This window comes from Litchfieldia alkalitelluris (genome assembly GCF_002153425.1).
Classification (GTDB): domain Bacteria; phylum Bacillota; class Bacilli; order Bacillales; family Salisediminibacteriaceae; genus Evansella; species Evansella alkalicola.
This window is the reverse complement of record NZ_KZ119600.1, coordinates 1,853,179-1,872,300: the sequence shown is the minus strand read 5'-3', so window position 1 is coordinate 1,872,300 and position 19,122 is coordinate 1,853,179. Positions and strand designations below refer to the sequence as shown.

Here is a 19,122-nt window from a genome sequence, read left to right as displayed (position 1 = left end):
ACGAGGTTTTTTTATAGACGAGGCACGCATTAAGATGCTAGTTTACCACGTCTTGATCCACCTTGTTCAACTAAATGAGTAAGCTTCGCTATATCATCTAGCCATGAAACAGAACCTGAAGATTTTCCATTCACTCCACGAGCTAAAGTATTACGAGGTCTCAATGTGGAACCATTTGTTCCAACTCCTCCACCACGGCTCATGATTTCCATTACTTGTTTTCTGTGTTCGGAAATACCTTCCCTTGAATCAGCAACAAAAGGCATTACATAACAGTTAAAGTATGTTACGTCTGTTTCTGCACCAGCCCCATAAAGCACACGGCCAGCAGGAACAAAATTCATGTTCATTAATTCATGATAAAATTTTTCAAACGATTCTTGACGTTTTTCTGGATTCGTTTCTACCTCTGATAATCCACGAGCATTTCGTTTCGCGATTTGCTCATAATAAACTTCCAAAGGCTTGTCAATTGTATCCAGGGAACGAGTTACCACACCGGTTTTCTTTTCTTCTGGATCTTCTAAAACACCATGAAATTCATCTTCCACTGCAATTTTTGCTACGTTTTCTTCCCAGTTAATGTCCACTACATATCCATAACCTCTGGCTGGAAACTTTGGATCCGGCTTAACCGTTAAAACTACGAAGTCCCCAACTTTTAATGTTTTCTTCTCGGTGTCTTTGAACGTATAGCGGTCCAACATGACCAAGCGTGAAACTCCACTTTGTGTTAGTTTCATGTCTGGAGTTATTGGAAATACTTGCGGAAACTGTTCAATATCTTGATTCAGTTTCTCCACGTTGATCGTCTTTTCAGACATAAACGTTGTCACAGGCATTCGCTCCCTTTCCATAAAAAATTATTAAAGTTACTATTAAATTAGTAACTGTCTATATCTAGTTGTCAAAGATCGGTTAATGATATTTTTGGTAACATATACCAACCTTCATCTATGCTTGTTCTACTATAGCATAGAAAAAACTACTCATCAATATATAGTGAGTGATATTTATAAAAAATACTATATATTGATTTTAAGTGGGCTTTTTTCTTTTTTGTCAACTATGAAGTTGCTATCAAAAAAAGTGATAAATCGAGAAAATGAAAGATAATAAGTGCTAGTTTATGAGAATGGCTGTTTTTGTCATTTTCAATAAAATAAAGTCGAACCATCTTCCTATTTATCGATTTATAGACCACACAGAAATTCTATCATACATCAACTTCACCTATTAATAAAGGGATTAAATTCTAGGTATTTTCTATGAAATATCAGAAAAGCCCAAGCCCTTGGTCACTTGGCCAACAGGATAATTCGCATATTAAAATGGCACGAAGAATCTTCACTTCGTGCCATTCATTGTTTTGATGTTAATGAGGGCGTTTTAGTCACACAATTAAGGGAAACCTCCGTATGCTGCAAACCCGTTAGTCCACATTGACATGTTATCAGTCAGTTCTTACAATTTATAATTCCACTTTTCCGTATCATATTTAGATGTCATCAATTCTTGAACTTCCTCTTCTTGTTCAGCTGTTAATACCAGCGGCTCAAGTTTTACATCTAACCCTTTCTCAAATCCAACCTTCATAGCACCCTTCATCTCTTCTATTGTAATGTTACGTTCTGTTAGGGCATTAATAGGAACGGCCTTGCTTTTGAATGCACGCTGCATTCTTTCCCTGACCCGCTGATTAGGATATTTGAAGATATCAAACAACTTGTCCTCGTCTATATTCATAATAATGGATCCGTGCTGAAGAATAACGCCTTTCTGTCTCGTTTGAGCACTGCCAGCAATCTTTCTCCCTTCAACAACTAATTCATACCATGATGGGGCATCAAAGCAGACAGCGGAACGAGGACGCTTTAAGCGATCTTTTTCTTCTTCTGTTCTAGGTATAGAAAATTCTGCTTCTAGTCCTAAGTACCGAAACCCCTCTAAAAGGCCTTCAGAAATAACACGATAAGCCTCTGTAACAGTGGCAGGCATTTTAGGGTGATCTTCGTTTACTATCACGCTATATGTTAATTCATCATCGTGGAGGACACCTCTACCACCAGTGGGACGTCGGACGAAACCCAAACCATGTTTTTCCACGGCTGAAAAGTCTATTTCCTTTTCCACATTCTGAAAATATCCAACAGACAATGTTGGAGGATTCCACCCATAAAAGCGAATGACCGGGTTAATCTTTTTTTCCCGATGCCAATCCATCAGCTTTTCATCTAGAGCCATATTATACGCAGGACCTTTAAGTCCAGAATCTAAAAAGTACCAAATTTCCATATGTAATACCCTTTCTCTCTATAAATTCTTATCCAATCCATCATACAAAAGATTTTGGTAAGCTCCAAATTTAACGCATATAATAGACAAGTATTAATTGTCGTTGCAGATTTTTATAATTCAGTTTATCATTTAATGTGGGACAGCAATGACATAGATATAGAAAAAGGAGTGGGAGTCAGTATGGAACTTTGGTTGTTAATTACATTAACGGTCGTTTTAATCATCTTTATTGTAATCCGCCTAAAGAAACCAAAATATTTACGTTCATTAGAACAAGAAGAATTTAAACAGGACTATAGAAAAGCCCAGTTAATAGATGTTAGGGAAGAACGGGAATTTAAAACAGGTCATATGCTGGGTGCACGTAACATTCCACTTTCACAAATGCGCCAACGTGCTGGTGAAATTAGACCTGACAAGCCTGTATACATTTATTGTCAAAATGGAACCCGCTGTGTTCAAGTTGCTAAACTCTTGCGTAAAAAACGCGGAGTAGAAGATGTTGTCATGCTAAAAGGTGGCTTCCGAAAATGGAGCGGTAAAATTAAAAAATAACTAAAATATAAACAAGAAGCTGGGACAAAGTGTGATATGTCCCAGCTTCTTGTTTTTTGAATGCATCTATTAAGCTTCCTTCGTATAACGCAAGATAGGTTTCCTTGCAGCTGTCGTTTCATCTAATCGATCAATGACAGTGTGGTGTGGCGCTTCCTGTACGATTTCAGGATTTTCTTCAGCCTCTTTAGCAATCTGGATCATCGCCTCGATAAACTCATCTAATGTTTCCTTAGATTCCGTTTCAGTGGGTTCGATCATGAGACATTCTTCCACATTCAATGGGAAGTAAATCGTTGGTGGGTGATACCCAAAGTCTAACAGACGCTTTGCAATATCTAGGGTACGTACACCAAGCTTTTTCTGTCTGCGTCCAGATAAGACGAACTCATGCTTACAATGCTGTGTATAAGGTGCATCATAATAAGGCTCTAAACGGCGAAGCATATAATTCGCATTGAGAACAGCATATTCTGATACATTGCGAAGGCCATCTGGCCCCATTGTACGTATATAAGTGTAAGCTCGAACATTTATCCCGAAGTTTCCATAGTACGGTTTTACACGTCCGATAGAGTCAGGAATATCATAATCAAAGTAATAGCGCGCCTCGCCTGCTTCTTCTTTCACAGCAACAATTGGCTTTGGCAAATAAGGTACTAAATCTTTTTTCACACCTACGGGACCAGAACCTGGCCCACCTCCCCCATGAGGTGTAGTGAATGTTTTATGAAGATTCAAGTGAACAACATCAAAGCCCATATCTCCAGGTCGAGTAATACCTAAGATTGCATTAGAGTTTGCTCCATCATAGTAAAGCTTTCCACCTGCGTCATGGACAATTTTCGCCATTTCTACAATCTGTTCTTCAAATAAACCTAATGTATTTGGGTTAGTTAACATGAGAGCAGCTGTGTCATCTCCTACAACTTCTCTAAGATGGTCTAAATCAACCAATCCCTTTTCATTTGAACGAACAGTAACAGAATCAAAGCCTGCAACGGTTGCAGATGCTGGATTCGTACCATGAGCAGAGTCAGGTACAATAACTTTCGTACGTTGGAAGTCTCCATTAGCTTCATGGTATGCACGGATAAGCATCAATCCAGTCCACTCCCCATGAGCTCCTGCTGCTGGTTGAAGCGTCACTTGATCCATTCCTGTTATTTCCTCTAAGCTACCTTGTAATTTATACATCAGCTCAAGAGCCCCTTGAATAGTCTCCTCTGGCTGGTATGGGTGAAGGTGTGCAAATCCAGCATATCTTGCCACATCTTCATTAATTTTCGGATTGTATTTCATTGTACAAGATCCGAGAGGATAAAACCCTGAATCAACACCATGGTTTCTACGTGACAAGGCTGTATAGTGCCTTACTAACTGAAGTTCTGAAACCTCTGGAAGTTCAGGTGCTTCAGTACGTTGCATTTCCTTAGGGATTAAATGATTAATATCTACTTCTGGAACGTCTAATTCTGGTAAACTGTGTCCAATTCTTCCTTCCTTGCTGATTTCAAAAATTAAGGATTGATCATGTGTCATCATTTTATTCCCCCCAATACAGATGCAAATTCATCAATTTCTTCTTTCGTTCTCAATTCTGTAACTGCAATAAGCATCATATTTTCTTTATCTGAATAATGACGGGAAAGGTCAAAGCCACCAAGTATTTTGTGGTTTAGTAATTCTTTATTCACTTCTTCGATCGGCTTAGGTAGTCGAACAACGAATTCATTAAAGAATGGCTGATCATAAACAATTTCCACTCCCTTTTCCTTCAGCTTGTTCTTCGCATAATGTGCTTTTTGGATATTCTGAGTTGCCATATCCTTTACACCGCGCTTTCCGATAGCAGCCATAGCAATGCTTGCTCCTAGGGCGTTGAGAGCTTGGTTAGAGCAAATATTACTTGTAGCTTTATCTCGGCGTATGTGTTGTTCCCTTGCTTGCAATGTTAAAACAAAACCACGTTTTCCATTTACGTCCGTTGTTTGCCCAACTAACCTACCTGGAACTTTCCTCATTAGTTTTTTCGTCACAGCAAAATACCCGCAGTGTGGCCCACCAAGCTGTGTTGGTATACCGAATGGTTGCACATCACCCACTACGACATCTGCCCCGAATTCACCAGGAGGCTTTAATACACCTAAACTGAGGGGATTAGATGATACAACAAACAATCCCTTCCCTTGATGTGCTATTTTTTCGATAGCAGCAAGATCTTCTAAATTACCTAGGAAATTAGGATACTGGACAATCACGCATGCAGTATCTTCATTATATTTTGCACTAAGATCTTCTACATCTGTCACGCCGTCTTTTTCATCTATTTCTACAACGTGAAGATTTTGGCCTTTTGCATTTGATTTTAATACTTCCCTAGACTCAGGGTGAACAGTTTTTGACACAAGTATCGTTTTCTTTTTCGTTTGTCCAGCACTCATCATCGCTGCTTCAGCTAGAGCTGTTGGTCCGTCATACATAGATGAATTGGCAATATCCATTCCAGTTAACTCGGATATCATCGTCTGGAATTCAAAGATAGCCTGCAACTCACCTTGTGAAATCTCCGGTTGATATGGTGTATAAGCTGTATAGAACTCTGATCTCAGGAGCATATGGTTCACTACTGATGGTATGTAATGCTCATATACACCCGCTCCTAAAAAGGACATGTATTGTTTAACATTGATATTTGTTTCAGCTAAACGTGTCATTTCTTTTACGAGCTTTGTTTCATCTAAAGCTTCTTCAATATTCAAACGACCATCGTATCGAATTTCCTTTGGAATATCTTGAAAAAGCTCTTCTAATTCCTTTATCCCGATGGTATCCATCATTTGTTTTTGATCTTGCTCAGTCATAGGTAAATAACGAAATTTCAATTTCTTTTCCCCCTTTGCTAGTCGCTTATGCATTAGCCTCTTTTATAAAATGGTGTAGAAACTACTTTTGCTTTTAGACGTTTCTTCCTAACTTGAACTTCCACTACTGTATCTAATGCTTTATATTTTTGATCTACTAAGGCAAGGCCTACATTTTTCTTTAATGTGGGAGACTGTGTGCCAGAAGTAATAAAACCTACCTCTTCTCCGTCTATGAATACTTCATAACCTGTACGTGGAATTCCCTTATCAATCATTTCTATACCAACAAGCCTACGCGGCGGACCCTCTTCACGCTGCTGTTTCAATACATCTTTTCCAATGAAATCGACTTCCTTATCCGTTTTTACAGCAAAACCAATCCCTGCCTCCAACGGGCTAATATCCTTTGATAGTTCCTGACCATAAAGGGCCAATCTCGCTTCAAAACGCAAAGTATCACGTGCACCTAATCCACAAGGTACAATTCCGTCTGATTCTCCCGCATCTAGAATGGTTTCCCACAAATGAACAGCATCCTCAGGTTTACAATAAATTTCGAAACCATCTTCCCCTGTATAACCTGTTCTAGAGATCAACACTTCTTTCCCTGCAACCTTGACTCCCTCACGGAATTTAAAGAATGTAATGTTAGAAAGATCTTGGTCTGTTAAGGTTTGCGTAATTTTTTCAGCTAAAGGTCCTTGTACAGCCAGTTGAGCATACTGTTCAGAGACATTCTTAACCGTAACATCATAATCTTCCGTGTGTTTTAGCAACCATTCATAATCTTTATCAGTGTTTGATGCATTTACTACGAGTAGGAAATCCTCTTCTCCACGTTTATAGAGTACAAGATCGTCTACAGTCCCACCATTTTCATAGCACATAGCATGATATTGGCACGCATTATCCTTCAATTTATCCACATTATTAGTCAGCACCCTTTGTAAATAAGATACTGCCTCCTTGCCTGTTACCTCAATTTCCCCCATATGAGATACATCAAATAGTCCAGCCTTTGTTCTAACTGCTTCATGCTCCCCTTTAATACTGGAAAATTGAACTGGAAGATCCCAACCGCCAAAATCAATTGTTTTACCATTATACTTTTCATAGATATTAAACAATGGTGTTTTATTACCTGACAATGTTTCCACCTCCGGGATAATATAAAAGATGATTATTTGGTAGTAAAAACACAAAAAAAGACAGAAACGTGCCCTGTTATGAGCATGTCTCTGTCTTCAGTACCTGAGAGTTTCCCTCCTAATTAAAGAAGGTGTCCCCATGGGTGTCCCCTTATTGCAGGGTCCTTTCCAGAGGTGCGTCCAGCAAGAGTCTTTTTGCCTGAGAGATTCACGTTTTATCGCTTGCTCCTTCGGCGTCGTCTTGGAGTATAATCGAAATCTACTCCATAAACGAGCTCTCCCCTTACCATCATTCGCCTATCTGTATTTTCCAAAAATTAGATTGGATTAATGAAAATTCAAAAATACGTCAATACTAACAACCAATCATCCCTTAAGATAGTTTTATCGTACCATTTATTTAAAAATCAATAAAGATTTTTTTATCAGTATTGTTCAACTATTTACAATATCCACTGTGTTTATGTTTAAAATGTAGAAACACCTTGGTAATCGGCCGGTAAGCCAAATATTATTTTGAGACGATACATTTCGTTTTCAAGAAAGGAGATTCAAAGGTGATACCAAAGATTCATTTTGATGAAGAATGGGTGGAACAATTTAGTAACTCCCTGGAAACGAATAAAGGCTGGGGTAACTGGACGAAACACAAAATGGCTTTAGAAGCTGGAAAGAGAACGTTAATTGAAGATTTTCATGGATTGGAAGCACCAAAGCACTTACCTGAGTTAAATATTTACCCTCACCAATATGAAACTGCACAGACAGTAATCGAGAAGATGAACGGAAAAGCAATCCTGGCAGATGAAGTTGGTCTAGGTAAAACCATTGAAGCAGGATTAGTACTGAAAGAATATATGATAAGAGGTCTTGTAAAGAAAGTATTAATTCTAGTTCCTGCTTCCCTAGTTACACAATGGTGTAGAGAGCTTAATGAGAAATTTTTCATACCTGCAATAGAACAGAGAAAGAAGCCAGCATGGGAACATGTGGATGTGACAGTAACTTCTATTGACACTGCTAAACGTGAACCCCATGCTTCAGTCATTCAAAATATTGATTATGATTTTGTGATTATTGATGAGGCTCATAAACTTAAAAATAAAAAAAACAAAAAACTATCAATTTGCAAAGAGCTTAAAGAAGAAGTTTTGCCTCTTATTAACTGCTACTCCTGTACAAAATCGATTGAGTGAAGTATTCCATCTCATCTCACTTCTAAAGCCTGGTCATTTAGGAGATGAGTCTAGCTTTGAGAGTAAATATAAAGAGGAAGAAAATCACCAACAGTTAAACCAACTCATTCAAAAAGTAATGATCAGGAATCGGCGCTCTGACTCTAGTATGGATTGGCCAAAAAGACTTGTGGAAACAGTACAAGTATCCTTTTCTCCTGAAGAAAGAAAGCTCTATGACCTAGTAAGTGGAATGAAGCATCGTTGGGCAAATTCTATAGAAGGAAAAGGGCTTGGATTTACAACGCTCACTTTGCAAAGAGAAGCGTGTTCCAGCCGCGAAGCTGTTTATATGACATTGAAAAATATGATGGAGCAATATGGTGAATCAGCTGAGGTCGTTGAGGAATTAAATAAAATAGCAGAACAAATAAATGAAGTAACGACTAATTCAAAAGCTGAAAAAGCCTTATCCATTATACAAGAATCAGATGAAAAAGTGATCATTTTTACAGAATATCGGGCAACACAGCTCTATTTGCAATGGTTTCTTGCACAACACGGAATTAAAGCTGTGCCTTTCCGTGGAGGTTTTAAACGGAGTAAAAAGGATTGGATGAAGCAACTATTTAAGGATCACGCTCAAGTTTTAATTGCAACAGAAGCAGGTGGAGAAGGAATTAACCTACAATTCTGTAGCAAAATGATTAATTATGACTTACCTTGGAACCCAATGAGAATTGAACAACGAATAGGAAGAATACACCGTCTAGGACAGGAAAAGGATGTTAAAATCTATAATTTTGCTGTAGAAGGAACAGTAGAAGATCACATACTCCAGCTACTATACAAAAAAATCGGATTATTCGAAGGGATTATTGGAGAATTGGATGACATACTTGAGAAGCTTTCTGATAATCAAGTGGAAGATCATGTTTCAAATATCCTTCTCAATTCTGAATCAGAAGGGGAAATACGGGTAAAAATGGATAATCTCACCTCAATTCTCGCTCGTTAGAAAGGAGACTTTCCAATGGAACAAGCTGAGATCCATCAATATTTGAAAGAGTTCTTTATAGAAAATGATAGTGAGATAATAGAAGAAACTGATAGTCATCTACATGTGCAGTTGTCTATCGATATGGATAAAGCATTAATGAATCGACCATTTTACTGGCACTATATTGAAAATATGGGTGCAAAACCTAACCCTATGTCCTTAACATTAATAACTGATTCAAAGAAGGCTCCTGAGGATTTAAAAGGAGAAAAAATTCATTTTGGTTCTCCAAGGCTCCATCAAATTTTTAATACAGCCAAATCTTTAGGAAAGCACTCCCTTCTTTACGAAACCACGTCACCTCAAGGCTCAACGCAACCAATGAAGCCGTGGCTAGTACTTAATGGTAGTGTCTCTTATTGCTGTGATCACAAAAAGGACCACTTTTTCTCCATCGGCCTTAGCCTAATTACTGGCGAAGTAATTGAAGACTTTTATGACACGATTAAACACAAAAGTTTTCAAGAACAAATACCAAATTATTGTTTTACCATGACACCTATTATTAAGCCTGAATCTGGTATTGAACGGATTAGAAGGATGCTGATAGAAGATTTAGAGCAAAAAGATCATACATGGGCAGATGATGCGATCAAGCGTTGGAAGAAGGACGAGGAGCTACTCGAATCTTTTTATGAAGGACAGGAAGAAGATCAAAGCGAAACCTATCAGTTTGAGAAGGAAGCAATAAAATCACAATATGAGCCTTCTATCCAAATTTCAATTATTAACGGTGGACTCTTTTACTTTGCTGAGCATCCTGCCGCTCAAACAATGAATTAATTTAATCCTCCATCAAACAATTATAGAGCAAAGGGGAAAAACCGTACCGATATCATTTCGGTACGGTTTTATTAATTCGCCATTATGGTGAGTTACTCATTTTTTAAACTGACGGAAAGTTTGGGATACGGCAAATGGAATTAAGCCAAATAGCCTGTAAGACCTTGGGGCACGATAAGCCTTCTTCTCCTCCCGTTTCGCTCTCCGCTCTTCCTTCGGCTGTTGTGCGTAAGTAACAAACTGCTGTGTCATAAATTTAACATAGTCATTGGTTTTCATCGTAAACACTCACCTTACTGCATACTACTATATCATATAGAATTACCAGAAATAGATAGACTTATACCTTGCCCTACTGCTCATAATTCCGACCTTCCGCCCAGCCAGTTATTTCCCCCGTCTCATGATGATGGAAAAACCGTCCTCTCCGTATTTTCCCCTTTGGAGTCGTGACCTCAATAAAAATAAATTCTCCAGTTTCCTCTACTGTTATTTGAAACGTCGCCTTTCCAGTTTCATATTCAAACTTACCTGCAGATAAAAAGTCAACGGACTGACTCTTCTTTATCACCATGATGTCATCGATTGCCGTTAGTAAAAGGTTATCAAACGTATTCCACTCCTGCTCCAATTCCATAAAACGTTTTTCACTTTCATACAATGATAAATAATGAAGAAAGATGCCCGATAAGAAAAATAATATAAAAATGGAAATTAATAATGCTACACCCTTTTGATTATTTACCTGCATCTCCATTCCCCCACCTACTATTGGGGTGAGTTAAAATCTTTGTATATATTCCTCCCCCTACCCCTGAAATTTTTATCACCACGCCATACCTTCTTACATCTACCTCCATCCTCTTTACTCTTTGCAAAAAAACTTCATGTCCTTCGAGATCCACCCTTCTTCTAATTTTGTCTTGATATAATTCATATCGAATTGTCGCCCCGTCTTCTTCCCGTTCAAAAAATAAAATAGTATTACTATCATTTGTCCAGAATACTGGGCTTTTCCTAAAATCAAGTTGTAGCTGTGAAAAGAAAATGACCATTTCTTCATGATGTAGCTTTTCTGTTTTCTCAACAGATGCAGTTGATATAAAAACCGGAAAGGTAGAAACGATAATCAAAAGTACCAAAATACTTACTAGCACTTCCAGTAATGTCATGCCTTGCTCATTTTTATGTAGTAGAAGTAAGCTTGGAATTCCCTTTACTCTCTTTTTCCTAGTAAGCATCTTTCATATTCCCTCCCATTCTTCCCCTCCCAATTTACACAGTACTTTCGATTATCACCTGCAACATAACGGTGGATTATATAGGTCGTATTTTGGTAATTGACTATCTCTACTCCTTTCTCTTTTTGAAAGTCATACACGATTTGGTTTATTAATTCTTCCGCGTAACGTTCTTGCCTCACGGAAAACCGTTCCTGCTGTACAGTAATGATTGCAGGGAGAAGTGTCCCTGCAACTACTGAAAAAATAAAGAGAGCAATGATCACCTCAATAAAGGAAAAGCCGTCAGAACTCCTGAACATAGAATCTCCCCCTCAAAAACTGAAAGACCAACATGTATGATCGACCCTTGTAGATAAAATTGATTGTACCTGAAGCCCATATCCGTCCGTTTGGAATGAACCTTATATTACGAAAATCTAAAGTTCCACTAAAGACATTCATCCCTTTAGGCATTATTCTCTTTTCTATAATATTGGTTCCATCACGAATGGTGTACTCTCCAGCAGCTTGGTTAAAAAACACCCTTATTTGAAGTCCATCTGTCATGGAAAGCATTTGCGCTTCATACAAATCCTTCTCAAGTTGCTCAAAAAAGAATGCTGGTTGATTATTCACTGTATCCCTTGTTAACAACGGAAAGGTGATGAGGAGGATCGTCGAAAGAAGTGACATAACTATAATAGTTTCTAAGAGAGTATAGCCCATTTGATTAAACCTCTTATTCATCACATCAATCTCCTAGTTATTTTTCTTCAAGCTTTCCAAAGTTAAATCTACATCAGATCCTGGGCAACTAATTCTATCCACATAACCTTCGCTCATTAACTCCTCTAAGGAAACTAACTTTTTTCCTTTATCGATTTCATAAGCTGCAACTTGGGCCTTAATAAGTTCCTTCGTTGCCTCGCACCCTTTCGTTTCTGCCATCTCTTGGTTTTTTGTGAGATTTGGAATTGCAATTAAGAGTAATATGGATATGATGACTAAGACAATCATCATTTCTATTAAAGTAAATCCCTTTTCCTTCTTGAAAAACTTCTTGATTCTATTCACTTCAACCACTCCTTTATTTTGATATTTTTATTGATAATTCTTACACCACAGCTTTCTAGTGTTATAAAAATGAAAAAATAGTGTCATATCTTTGTGAATTTCGTTATAATGATGTTATGTACTCTACATAGAAGTCTCTTAAGGAGGAATGTTGTTGGTAGATCAGCAGCTTTATAAACTACTGAAAGATGAATTCTACGAAGGGTTAGGTAGAGACCTTACCAGTGAAGAGCACTATTTATTGCGCTGGATCAGTTACAAACAAATAAGCCAGCAAGGAATAACGGTAGAATCAGACAATTAAACACCAATTATGTTATTCCACTCCCCATGCAATGAGGGGAGTTTTCTTTTTGTTTTTACCAACCGTCTACGATATTAAAGATTGGTAGCATCATTGATAGAAACAACACCATGACTATAAATCCAATTCCACCTATTAACACTGGTTGAGAAACTGAGAGTAATTTCTGAAGCTTCTCGTAAAAACGATTGAATAATATGTTTGAAAACCTTTCTAATTCTTTCCCAACACTGCCTTTCGCCTCACCAAAAGCAATGACTGAAGCTAGCTGCACTTCATAATAAGGACGATTTCGGATGCTCTCTGACAAAAGGAAACCATTCCTTAGGTCGTTAGAGATTGCATCTGCTTCATTTTGAAAGAATGATATTTGGGAGTGCTCCTTTAATATTAGTAATGATTGATGGAGAGAAAAACCGTTTTCTAATAACGGAGCTAATTGTGAGGCAAAATAGTAGGTTAAGAATGACTTAGTAACAGAGCGTAAAATTGGTAGTTTTAACAGTAACGTCAATTGTTCATTTAAAGTTTTACGTCGAAACCAGATGATTACACCTAAGACTATGGTGAAAATTAACAATAGGACTGGTAGCTGAAAAAAAGATAATAATGAAACAACCAGCTTTGTCAGCCACGGTAAGTCCTGTCCCATAGAATCAAAAAACATAGTAAAATGTGGAAAAACTCCTTCTGACATAATCCCAATCATAATTAGTAAACCAAAAAACAAAAAGATAGGGTAACTTAGCATTTTGCGTCCTTTTTGTGACAACTCATATTTTTTCTTTAGTATTAAAGCCCCCTGGATCAACCCCTCTCTTAAATCCCCATACTTGTCAGCAAGAAATATGCAATTTATTACCTCTTTAGAAAATCCACCTTCCCTTAAAGGATAAATAAATTCTTCTCCTGACTGAAGGGCATCATATACTGATTCACACCACCTCCTCCCTGATTCTGTCTCGAATTCCTTTAACATCAATAATGAATAAGAAAGACTATATCCTTCTGATAATAAAGAATGAAGCCTTTCTAGCCATTCGCATCGCTCCATATCATTTCGAAACGGCTTTTTTCTCACTTAAGATCAACTCCTCCCTTATCGCCAGAAGTTAAGTATCCAAGGATTATTCCTTTTGCCATTACCCTTGATAGTGTAACTACTTTCGCTGTAATTGGGGCTCCTGTTTTTAAACTATTAATAACTGATTTTAACTGAGTACCTGTTAAGATTTCATATATTGCTCCCCTCCTCCTGTCCCGATATTTTCTGCAATGATGCTGACAGGAATCTCCGCAGTATGGGCAAGTAATGTCCACTAGTTGCTGCGCTACCACAGCCCTAACGGTTTCTTCAATATCAACTGACTTTATCCCCAGTTCCTGTAGTCTTTTTACAGCTCCCACCGTTGAACTCGAGTGCAGCGTTGATAGTACGAGGTGTCCTGTCATTGCTGATCGAACAGCTAACTGGGCAGTCTCATGATCTCGAATTTCACCAATCATGATGACATCAGGATCGTGCCTCAATAAGCTCTTTAAACCATAAGCATAGGTCAGTCCTGCCCGTTCGTTAATTTCCATTTGTAAAAATTGTTCATGCTTCTGTTCAATGGGATCTTCTATTGTAATAATGTTTCTTTTCATCATATGGAAGCTGTTTTGGAGTAAAGAATAGATAGTAGTGGTTTTACCTGAACCTGTGGGACCGCAAATAACGATCAATCCATGTGGCATTTTCATAATATCTAATAAACGTTGAGATTGTTTCGGAAAGAGTGCTAACTGCTCTAAAGTTTGATGATTATCATACGGGAAGATTCGAATAACTAAAGTCTCGTGAAATGAGGAGGGAAAGGTAGATAAGCGAATGGCGTATTTGCGATTGACCAGAGGAATTTCAAAGGAGCTATTTTGTGGTTTTCGCCTTTCACCCACATCCATTCCGGATATGAATTTTAAATGTCCAATTATTTTTAAGATTGAATGGTTCGTTAACGATTCCATCTCCAATAACTGACCGTCGACACGGAAACGGATAGAGCCTTTTTTCTCCATTGGAACAAAATGAATATCAGAGGCGCGGAAGTTCACTGCCCTATGAAGAATATCTTTTAATTTTTTTTCAACGTCCAACTATACCACCTGCTTTCTTTTTTATTTACAGCAGTTAATTCGACATTGTTTGTGGTTCTTCCTTCTTTTTTTTAAAAAAATATTGTATATTTTTTAACATTGTGTGACACCTTAATAAATGTAATGTAATGGGATGTAGCCAAGTGGTAAGGCACCGGGCTTTGACTCCGTGATCGTAGGTTCGAATCCTGCCATCCCAGCCATACATAAAGGAGCCTCAAAAGGAAGCTATGTTGCCCTTTTGAGGCTTTTTTTATGTTATTGTGAAAATTAATTAACCTTCTACTTATTTGCCCTAAATTCTTCAACGTCTTCCTTTAGTTTATCTTTTGTCTCTTCAATTTCCTTAACTACCTTCGCTGCTAATTGTTTACCTTCATCTTTCTCTGTATCAACAATATCCTTCACTTCTTCTAAGATTTCTTGACTAGAATTACTAGCTTTCTCCCCCACAGACTCAGCATTATCCTTGAGGCGCTCCCACTGATCCTTTGCGACCTGGGTCCACTCCGCAGATTTTTCCTTTGCCAATTGGCTATATTCCGTGCCTTTTTCCTTTGCAGCATGAGTCAATTCAAGAGTTTTTTCCTTTGTAGATGTCGCTTTCTGATTAATGTCTGAGCGAAGTTCTTTCCCTGACTTAGGTGCAAGCAACATGGCAGATGTTGCCCCTATTACTGCCCCTATTAATCCACCAATTAAGAAATCTTTCGTATCCATTTTACTCATAACACATTACCTCCTAAAAATATTTTTCCGTTTTCTTAGCTTGTCCACCCTATTCCCTCTCTCTACTTCCTAATAAACCACTTTTTCAACAATAAAATAGTGATAAAATAAAATGTTCACAAAATTGTGCGGGACCAGGTCCCCCTTGGTATTACTGCAATTAAGTAGGTTTACCTCTTTTTTATATTGAAAATGCAATTTATTTCTATGAATTCCTATACTATAATGATGGTAGCTTATCGTGGGGAGTGATCATGATGGAACAACAAACATTAAAAATAACTGGAGTATTATCTGACCCAACTAGATTTTCAATTTATCAGTATGTGGCCAAACAGCATAGAGATGTTACAGTACAGGAAATCGCTGACACATTTAAAATTCATGCAAATGTCGCACGACTTCACCTGACTAAACTTGAGGATGTCAACATGCTCGTATCAGATACGAAGAAGACAGGTAAGGGTGGGAGACCAAGCCGCTACTACAACATCTCAAATGAAGTAGTTAGTCTACAGTTCCCATATCGAGATTATCAGCGTTTATCAGAAATTGCAATTAAAACGCTCGCTTCTTTAGGTCCAGCTGGTGAAAAAGGATTAGTAGAAACTGGTGAAACATTCGGGCGTGAATCTGCAAAGGAATTCGTAGGTTCATTGGATCAAAATTTAGATCAGTTATCTACAAAGGAAAAAGTTAAATTCATTGAAAAAATCGCAATAAACCAAGGCTTAAATCCTGAGATCCACTATGATGAAGAAAGAAACGAGATTACTTTTAGAATCTTCAACTGCACTTATAAAGAGCTTGTTGAAAACAACCGAGCAATCTGTGGCATGCATCATGCATTAATAAACGGTATTATTAATTATTTCTTTGAAGGGGTTAAATTAAAGCAAGAATCAAGCATGTTTGATAAACATGAATTAGCTTGTACGTATACGACTGCCGTTTTAACACCTTAATCAAAGCATATGAATGATATGTATTGATCATTCATATAATAAAGATGCGAATAATAGAATGCTATATGCACTTTCTATTATATACAAGCTACTTTTATTTAACACTTGATGAATCTTTATCTTTGCAAACAACTGCATTTCGTTTTATAATAAAGTGAACATTTTGTGACATGAAATGCAGTTACATAAAAGGAGGGAAGCTTCGTGGATCGTATGTTCCGTGTTTGCGGCTTCTGGACTGGTATGATGGCCATTTTATTTATGGTAGGTAACATGCATGAAATGGCGATTTTATTCTTCGGTCAGACTGGTGCCTTCGTTGCACTTAGCTACTTAAAGCTAACCGAAAGAGCCTACATGTATATTTTTGGTGCCTACTTAACTTTATTCTTTGTTGGATTTACTTTTTATTCAACATTCATCTTAGAACCAGGTATCGGCCATTAAAACAAAGCCCCCGCATGCTATCATGCAGGGGTTTTTGTTTTAGGCTACCTTGAAAATAGACATGATAATGTAATTAAATTTGCTTCAGGCTACTCACTCAACCGCCGGCTGGAGTAACTCCTCGACTTATTGACATGCAGGTACAAATTACCCTTTCCATTCATATGGGTCTTCATTGAAAAAGGCATATTCTTCCATACAGCTTAAGCCCTTCCCATTTACATTCACCTGAAACGCTGAACTAATTCCACCGGGTTGCACGAGCGATTGAATGGCACGATTGAGCTTATATGTATCTGAAAAAGGGTTAAAATCCTTAACTTCCTCTAAAAAAGTAAATAAACCTGCTTTTAATAAAAATTTATCCTGTGAAGTATGAACGACTTCCGTCATATAACTCGATATGATTTTTTTATAAGCATCCCATTGCACATGAGAAGTAAGGTCCATATTCCCTGGGTGCTTTAACGGATTATGAATCATCTCATGTTTATAATATCCACGTAACGATCCTTCCCTACGCTCAGGAGCTAACAATTCTTCATTTGTATATCCGTAATCGATCGTCACAATGATTCCCCGTTCCAACCAAGGTGCAACTTCCTCTAACCATTCCTTCATTGAAAAGTTAATTTCTGTTCTGTAATGATTGGGTAAAGAAGGACCATACTGCTCCAACCATTTCTCCAATTCTTCATCAGCCTGATACAATACTTCTTTTAGCTCCCCTTCCACTTCCTCGAGCTTTACTTCAAACAGTTGATCCTTTTCCTTTTCCACAACCTTTACAGGAAAAGCATCTAATAATTCATTGGAGAAGATTACCCCACTGAAGCTTGGATGGTCACTCACCATTTCCTTATATGTCGAGTAAACTTTCACTTTATCCTCAAATTCTCCTAAAGCTATTTTTAGTGTTTCTTGATGATACGGACTCGCCTCAATGATTAAGTAATGCATGTTTTCAAATAAGGCTTCTTCTTTCTCTTTAAAATACGTTAAGGCACTTTTAGCAAAGCGGCCATCCCCTGCTCCCCATTCACAAATTGACGGATCTAACCCTTCCTTCTGGATTACATCAGCAAAGAAGCGGGCACACGTTTTTGGAAAAACAGGGTGGACATGATTACTAGTATAGAAATCTCCCTCTTTCCCAAGTTTACGATTTGTTTTCATATAATACCCTATCTCTTTATCATAAAGTGCAGTGTCCATAAAAGTAGAATAGCTCCAAGGAGGCGTTGATCTTTGACTTAATTTTTGTAGAATATCTCCCATGCCATAACCTCTCCCATTAGATATATATATTTAAAGAAAATAATTTAACACTGTTGACATAGTGTAAATGCGGAATTATAATAAACTTGTCAGTAGAACAATGATCTTCGGGAGTTCCCCCTCCCCCCTCAAAAGTTCATTGATACTTGATTAACTCCCCAAACGACCTTCAATGTTCCCCATTGGAGGTCATTTTTTATTTGGCTCTGTTAAGTTAAAATGTTGATATTGAATGCATTTGATATTTAATACAGTTGATTTTTTGAGAAAGGTACGCCTGTCTCTTCCTCAACAAGCCAATCCCTACCATCCAAATCCATTAATGAACGGATTGATTTCCTTTTCTTCCCCTATCGTTGTAGAAGGACCATGACCATTGGCTACAATCGTATCATCTGGAAGATTCAATAGCTTTTCATGAATGGTATTCATTAGTGTATCATGATCTCCTCCAGGTAAGTCCGTTCTTCCAACACCACCATGAAATAAAACATCCCCTGAGAAGATTACCTTTTCTTCAGGAACATAATAGGAGACACTACCTGGAGAATGCCCAGGAGTTTCATACACGATAAATTCTAGCGTTCCAATTTTTAACGTATGCTCTTCCTTCAACAGCTTGTCCGCAGGCTGAGTCTTAATTTGCGGAATACCTTGGAATAGACCTGAACCGTTTAAAGCTGGATCAATAAGCCAATCTGCTTCTTTTTCATGCAAGTAAACTGGCGCATGAAACTCTTTTCTTACTGCGTCTACTGCTCCAATGTGATCAAAATGTGCGTGTGTTAATAAAACCCCATTGATGGTTATATTCAATTCTTTAATGAAGGATATGAGTTTTTTTTCATCTCCTCCTGGATCTATCATAACCCCTTCTTTATTTTCATTGTAAAAAAGATACCCGTTTGTCTGTAATGGTCCTAATGGAATTTGTTTCCACTCCATTTTTCAGCCTCCTCATAATTCAAAATCTACTACATAATATTGTACTATATGTTTATATAACATTTCGAGAATTGGATAATGCTGTTTCCCTCGACAAAATAGTGAAAACCCAGTAAAATAATAAATGTAAATTGT

20 protein-coding genes, 1 tRNA gene, 2 pseudogenes and 1 riboswitch are annotated in these 19,122 nt (G+C 37.7%); of the genes and pseudogenes, 7 read left to right on the top strand and 16 right to left on the bottom strand.

Features of this window, described 5'->3' with window-relative positions; genetic code table 11:
• Positions 1–44 precede the first annotated feature (44 nt).
• A pseudogene (locus tag BW724_RS08810) lies at positions 45–824 on the bottom strand (ribonucleotide reductase N-terminal alpha domain-containing protein); the annotation flags it as partial.
• A 640-nt stretch (positions 825–1,464) separates the two neighbouring features.
• Positions 1,465–2,295, bottom strand: coding sequence for a lipoate--protein ligase family protein (locus BW724_RS08805; RefSeq protein WP_088074872.1), 831 nt, complete (start codon positions 2,293–2,295; stop codon positions 1,465–1,467).
• A gap of 183 nt (positions 2,296–2,478) precedes the next feature.
• Between BW724_RS08805 and BW724_RS08800 the strand changes: the two genes are divergently transcribed.
• On the top strand, positions 2,479–2,853 hold the full coding sequence (locus BW724_RS08800; protein ID WP_088074871.1) for a rhodanese-like domain-containing protein: 375 nt from the start codon (positions 2,479–2,481) through the stop codon (positions 2,851–2,853).
• 69 nt (positions 2,854–2,922) lie between these two features.
• Here the strand turns inward: BW724_RS08800 and gcvPB are convergent, their stop codons facing one another.
• Genes gcvPB through gcvT form a run of 3 tightly spaced genes read right to left on the bottom strand, consistent with a single transcriptional unit; the run spans position 2,923 to position 6,868 of the window.
• Positions 2,923–4,398, bottom strand: coding sequence for an aminomethyl-transferring glycine dehydrogenase subunit GcvPB (gcvPB, locus tag BW724_RS08795; RefSeq protein ID WP_140354941.1), 1,476 nt, complete (start codon positions 4,396–4,398; stop codon positions 2,923–2,925).
• Positions 4,395–5,738, bottom strand: a complete 1,344-nt coding sequence (gcvPA, locus tag BW724_RS08790) for an aminomethyl-transferring glycine dehydrogenase subunit GcvPA (protein ID WP_088077788.1) — start codon at positions 5,736–5,738, stop codon at positions 4,395–4,397. The genes gcvPB and gcvPA overlap by 4 nt, the downstream gene beginning before the upstream one ends.
• Before the next feature lie 32 nt (positions 5,739–5,770).
• Positions 5,771–6,868, bottom strand: a complete 1,098-nt coding sequence (gene gcvT / locus BW724_RS08785; RefSeq protein WP_088074870.1) for a glycine cleavage system aminomethyltransferase GcvT — start codon at positions 6,866–6,868, stop codon at positions 5,771–5,773.
• Between the two features lie 177 nt (positions 6,869–7,045).
• Positions 7,046–7,161, bottom strand: a riboswitch (glycine riboswitch).
• Positions 7,162–7,425: 264 nt separating this feature from the next.
• Between gcvT and BW724_RS08780 the strand changes: the two are divergent.
• Positions 7,426–9,061 (top strand): annotated as a pseudogene (locus BW724_RS08780) (DEAD/DEAH box helicase).
• Between the two features lie 15 nt (positions 9,062–9,076).
• A complete protein-coding gene (locus BW724_RS08775) occupies positions 9,077–9,886 on the top strand; it encodes a YqhG family protein (RefSeq protein WP_088074869.1) in 810 nt (269 codons plus the stop codon).
• A 96-nt stretch (positions 9,887–9,982) separates the two neighbouring features.
• Here BW724_RS08775 and BW724_RS08770 read toward each other — a convergent pair whose 3' ends face one another.
• The 6 genes from BW724_RS08770 to comGC all read right to left on the bottom strand — a co-directional run bounded on the left by BW724_RS08770 (position 9,983) and on the right by comGC (position 12,183).
• Complete coding sequence (locus BW724_RS08770) at positions 9,983–10,165, bottom strand: YqzE family protein (protein ID WP_088074868.1); 183 nt, start codon at positions 10,163–10,165, stop codon at positions 9,983–9,985.
• A gap of 73 nt (positions 10,166–10,238) precedes the next feature.
• Entirely contained in the window at positions 10,239–10,637 is a 399-nt protein-coding gene (comGG, locus tag BW724_RS08765) for a competence type IV pilus minor pilin ComGG (RefSeq protein ID WP_176371352.1), read from the bottom strand.
• Positions 10,624–11,127, bottom strand: a complete 504-nt coding sequence (locus BW724_RS08760; protein ID WP_088074866.1) for a competence type IV pilus minor pilin ComGF — start codon at positions 11,125–11,127, stop codon at positions 10,624–10,626. Before BW724_RS08760 ends, comGG begins: the two co-directional genes overlap by 14 nt.
• Entirely contained in the window at positions 11,103–11,429 is a 327-nt protein-coding gene (locus BW724_RS08755) for a prepilin-type N-terminal cleavage/methylation domain-containing protein (RefSeq protein WP_088074865.1), read from the bottom strand. Before BW724_RS08755 ends, BW724_RS08760 begins: the two co-directional genes overlap by 25 nt.
• Entirely contained in the window at positions 11,413–11,856 is a 444-nt protein-coding gene (gene comGD, locus BW724_RS08750) for a competence type IV pilus minor pilin ComGD (RefSeq protein WP_088074864.1), read from the bottom strand. The genes BW724_RS08755 and comGD overlap by 17 nt, the downstream gene beginning before the upstream one ends.
• Before the next feature lie 12 nt (positions 11,857–11,868).
• Positions 11,869–12,183, bottom strand: coding sequence for a competence type IV pilus major pilin ComGC (comGC, locus tag BW724_RS08745; RefSeq protein ID WP_328588703.1), 315 nt, complete (start codon positions 12,181–12,183; stop codon positions 11,869–11,871).
• Between the two features lie 154 nt (positions 12,184–12,337).
• Here comGC and BW724_RS23565 point away from each other — a divergent pair, with 154 nt between their 5' ends.
• Positions 12,338–12,487 carry a hypothetical protein gene (locus BW724_RS23565; RefSeq protein WP_176371351.1) on the top strand — a complete coding sequence of 50 codons (150 nt, stop codon included), beginning with the start codon at positions 12,338–12,340 and terminating at the stop codon, positions 12,485–12,487.
• Positions 12,488–12,542: 55 nt separating this feature from the next.
• Here the strand turns inward: BW724_RS23565 and comGB are convergent, their stop codons facing one another.
• Both comGB and comGA read right to left on the bottom strand, forming a co-directional pair.
• A complete protein-coding gene (comGB, locus tag BW724_RS08740) occupies positions 12,543–13,568 on the bottom strand; it encodes a competence type IV pilus assembly protein ComGB (RefSeq protein ID WP_088074863.1) in 1,026 nt (341 codons plus the stop codon).
• Entirely contained in the window at positions 13,565–14,623 is a 1,059-nt protein-coding gene (comGA, locus tag BW724_RS08735; RefSeq protein WP_088074862.1) for a competence type IV pilus ATPase ComGA, read from the bottom strand. The genes comGB and comGA overlap by 4 nt, the downstream gene beginning before the upstream one ends.
• A 129-nt stretch (positions 14,624–14,752) precedes the next feature.
• On the opposite strand from comGA, the gene BW724_RS08730 reads away from it, so the two are divergent.
• A tRNA-Gln gene (locus BW724_RS08730) sits at positions 14,753–14,826 on the top strand.
• A 79-nt stretch (positions 14,827–14,905) separates the two neighbouring features.
• Here BW724_RS08730 and BW724_RS08725 read toward each other — a convergent pair.
• Positions 14,906–15,352: a YtxH domain-containing protein gene (locus tag BW724_RS08725; protein WP_088074861.1), complete on the bottom strand. Its 447-nt coding sequence runs from the start codon at positions 15,350–15,352 to the stop codon at positions 14,906–14,908.
• A gap of 257 nt (positions 15,353–15,609) precedes the next feature.
• Between BW724_RS08725 and BW724_RS08720 the strand changes: the two genes are divergently transcribed.
• A complete protein-coding gene (locus BW724_RS08720; RefSeq protein WP_088074860.1) occupies positions 15,610–16,317 on the top strand; it encodes a helix-turn-helix transcriptional regulator in 708 nt (235 codons plus the stop codon).
• A gap of 204 nt (positions 16,318–16,521) precedes the next feature.
• Entirely contained in the window at positions 16,522–16,764 is a 243-nt protein-coding gene (locus BW724_RS08715) for a DUF2626 domain-containing protein (RefSeq protein WP_088074859.1), read from the top strand.
• 147 nt (positions 16,765–16,911) lie between these two features.
• Here BW724_RS08715 and BW724_RS08710 read toward each other — a convergent pair whose 3' ends face one another.
• Positions 16,912–18,042, bottom strand: a complete 1,131-nt coding sequence (locus BW724_RS08710; RefSeq protein WP_088074858.1) for a class I SAM-dependent methyltransferase — start codon at positions 18,040–18,042, stop codon at positions 16,912–16,914.
• Positions 18,043–18,345: 303 nt separating this feature from the next.
• Positions 18,346–18,987 carry an MBL fold metallo-hydrolase gene (locus BW724_RS08705; RefSeq protein WP_088074857.1) on the bottom strand — a complete coding sequence of 214 codons (642 nt, stop codon included), beginning with the start codon at positions 18,985–18,987 and terminating at the stop codon, positions 18,346–18,348.
• Positions 18,988–19,122 lie beyond the last annotated feature (135 nt).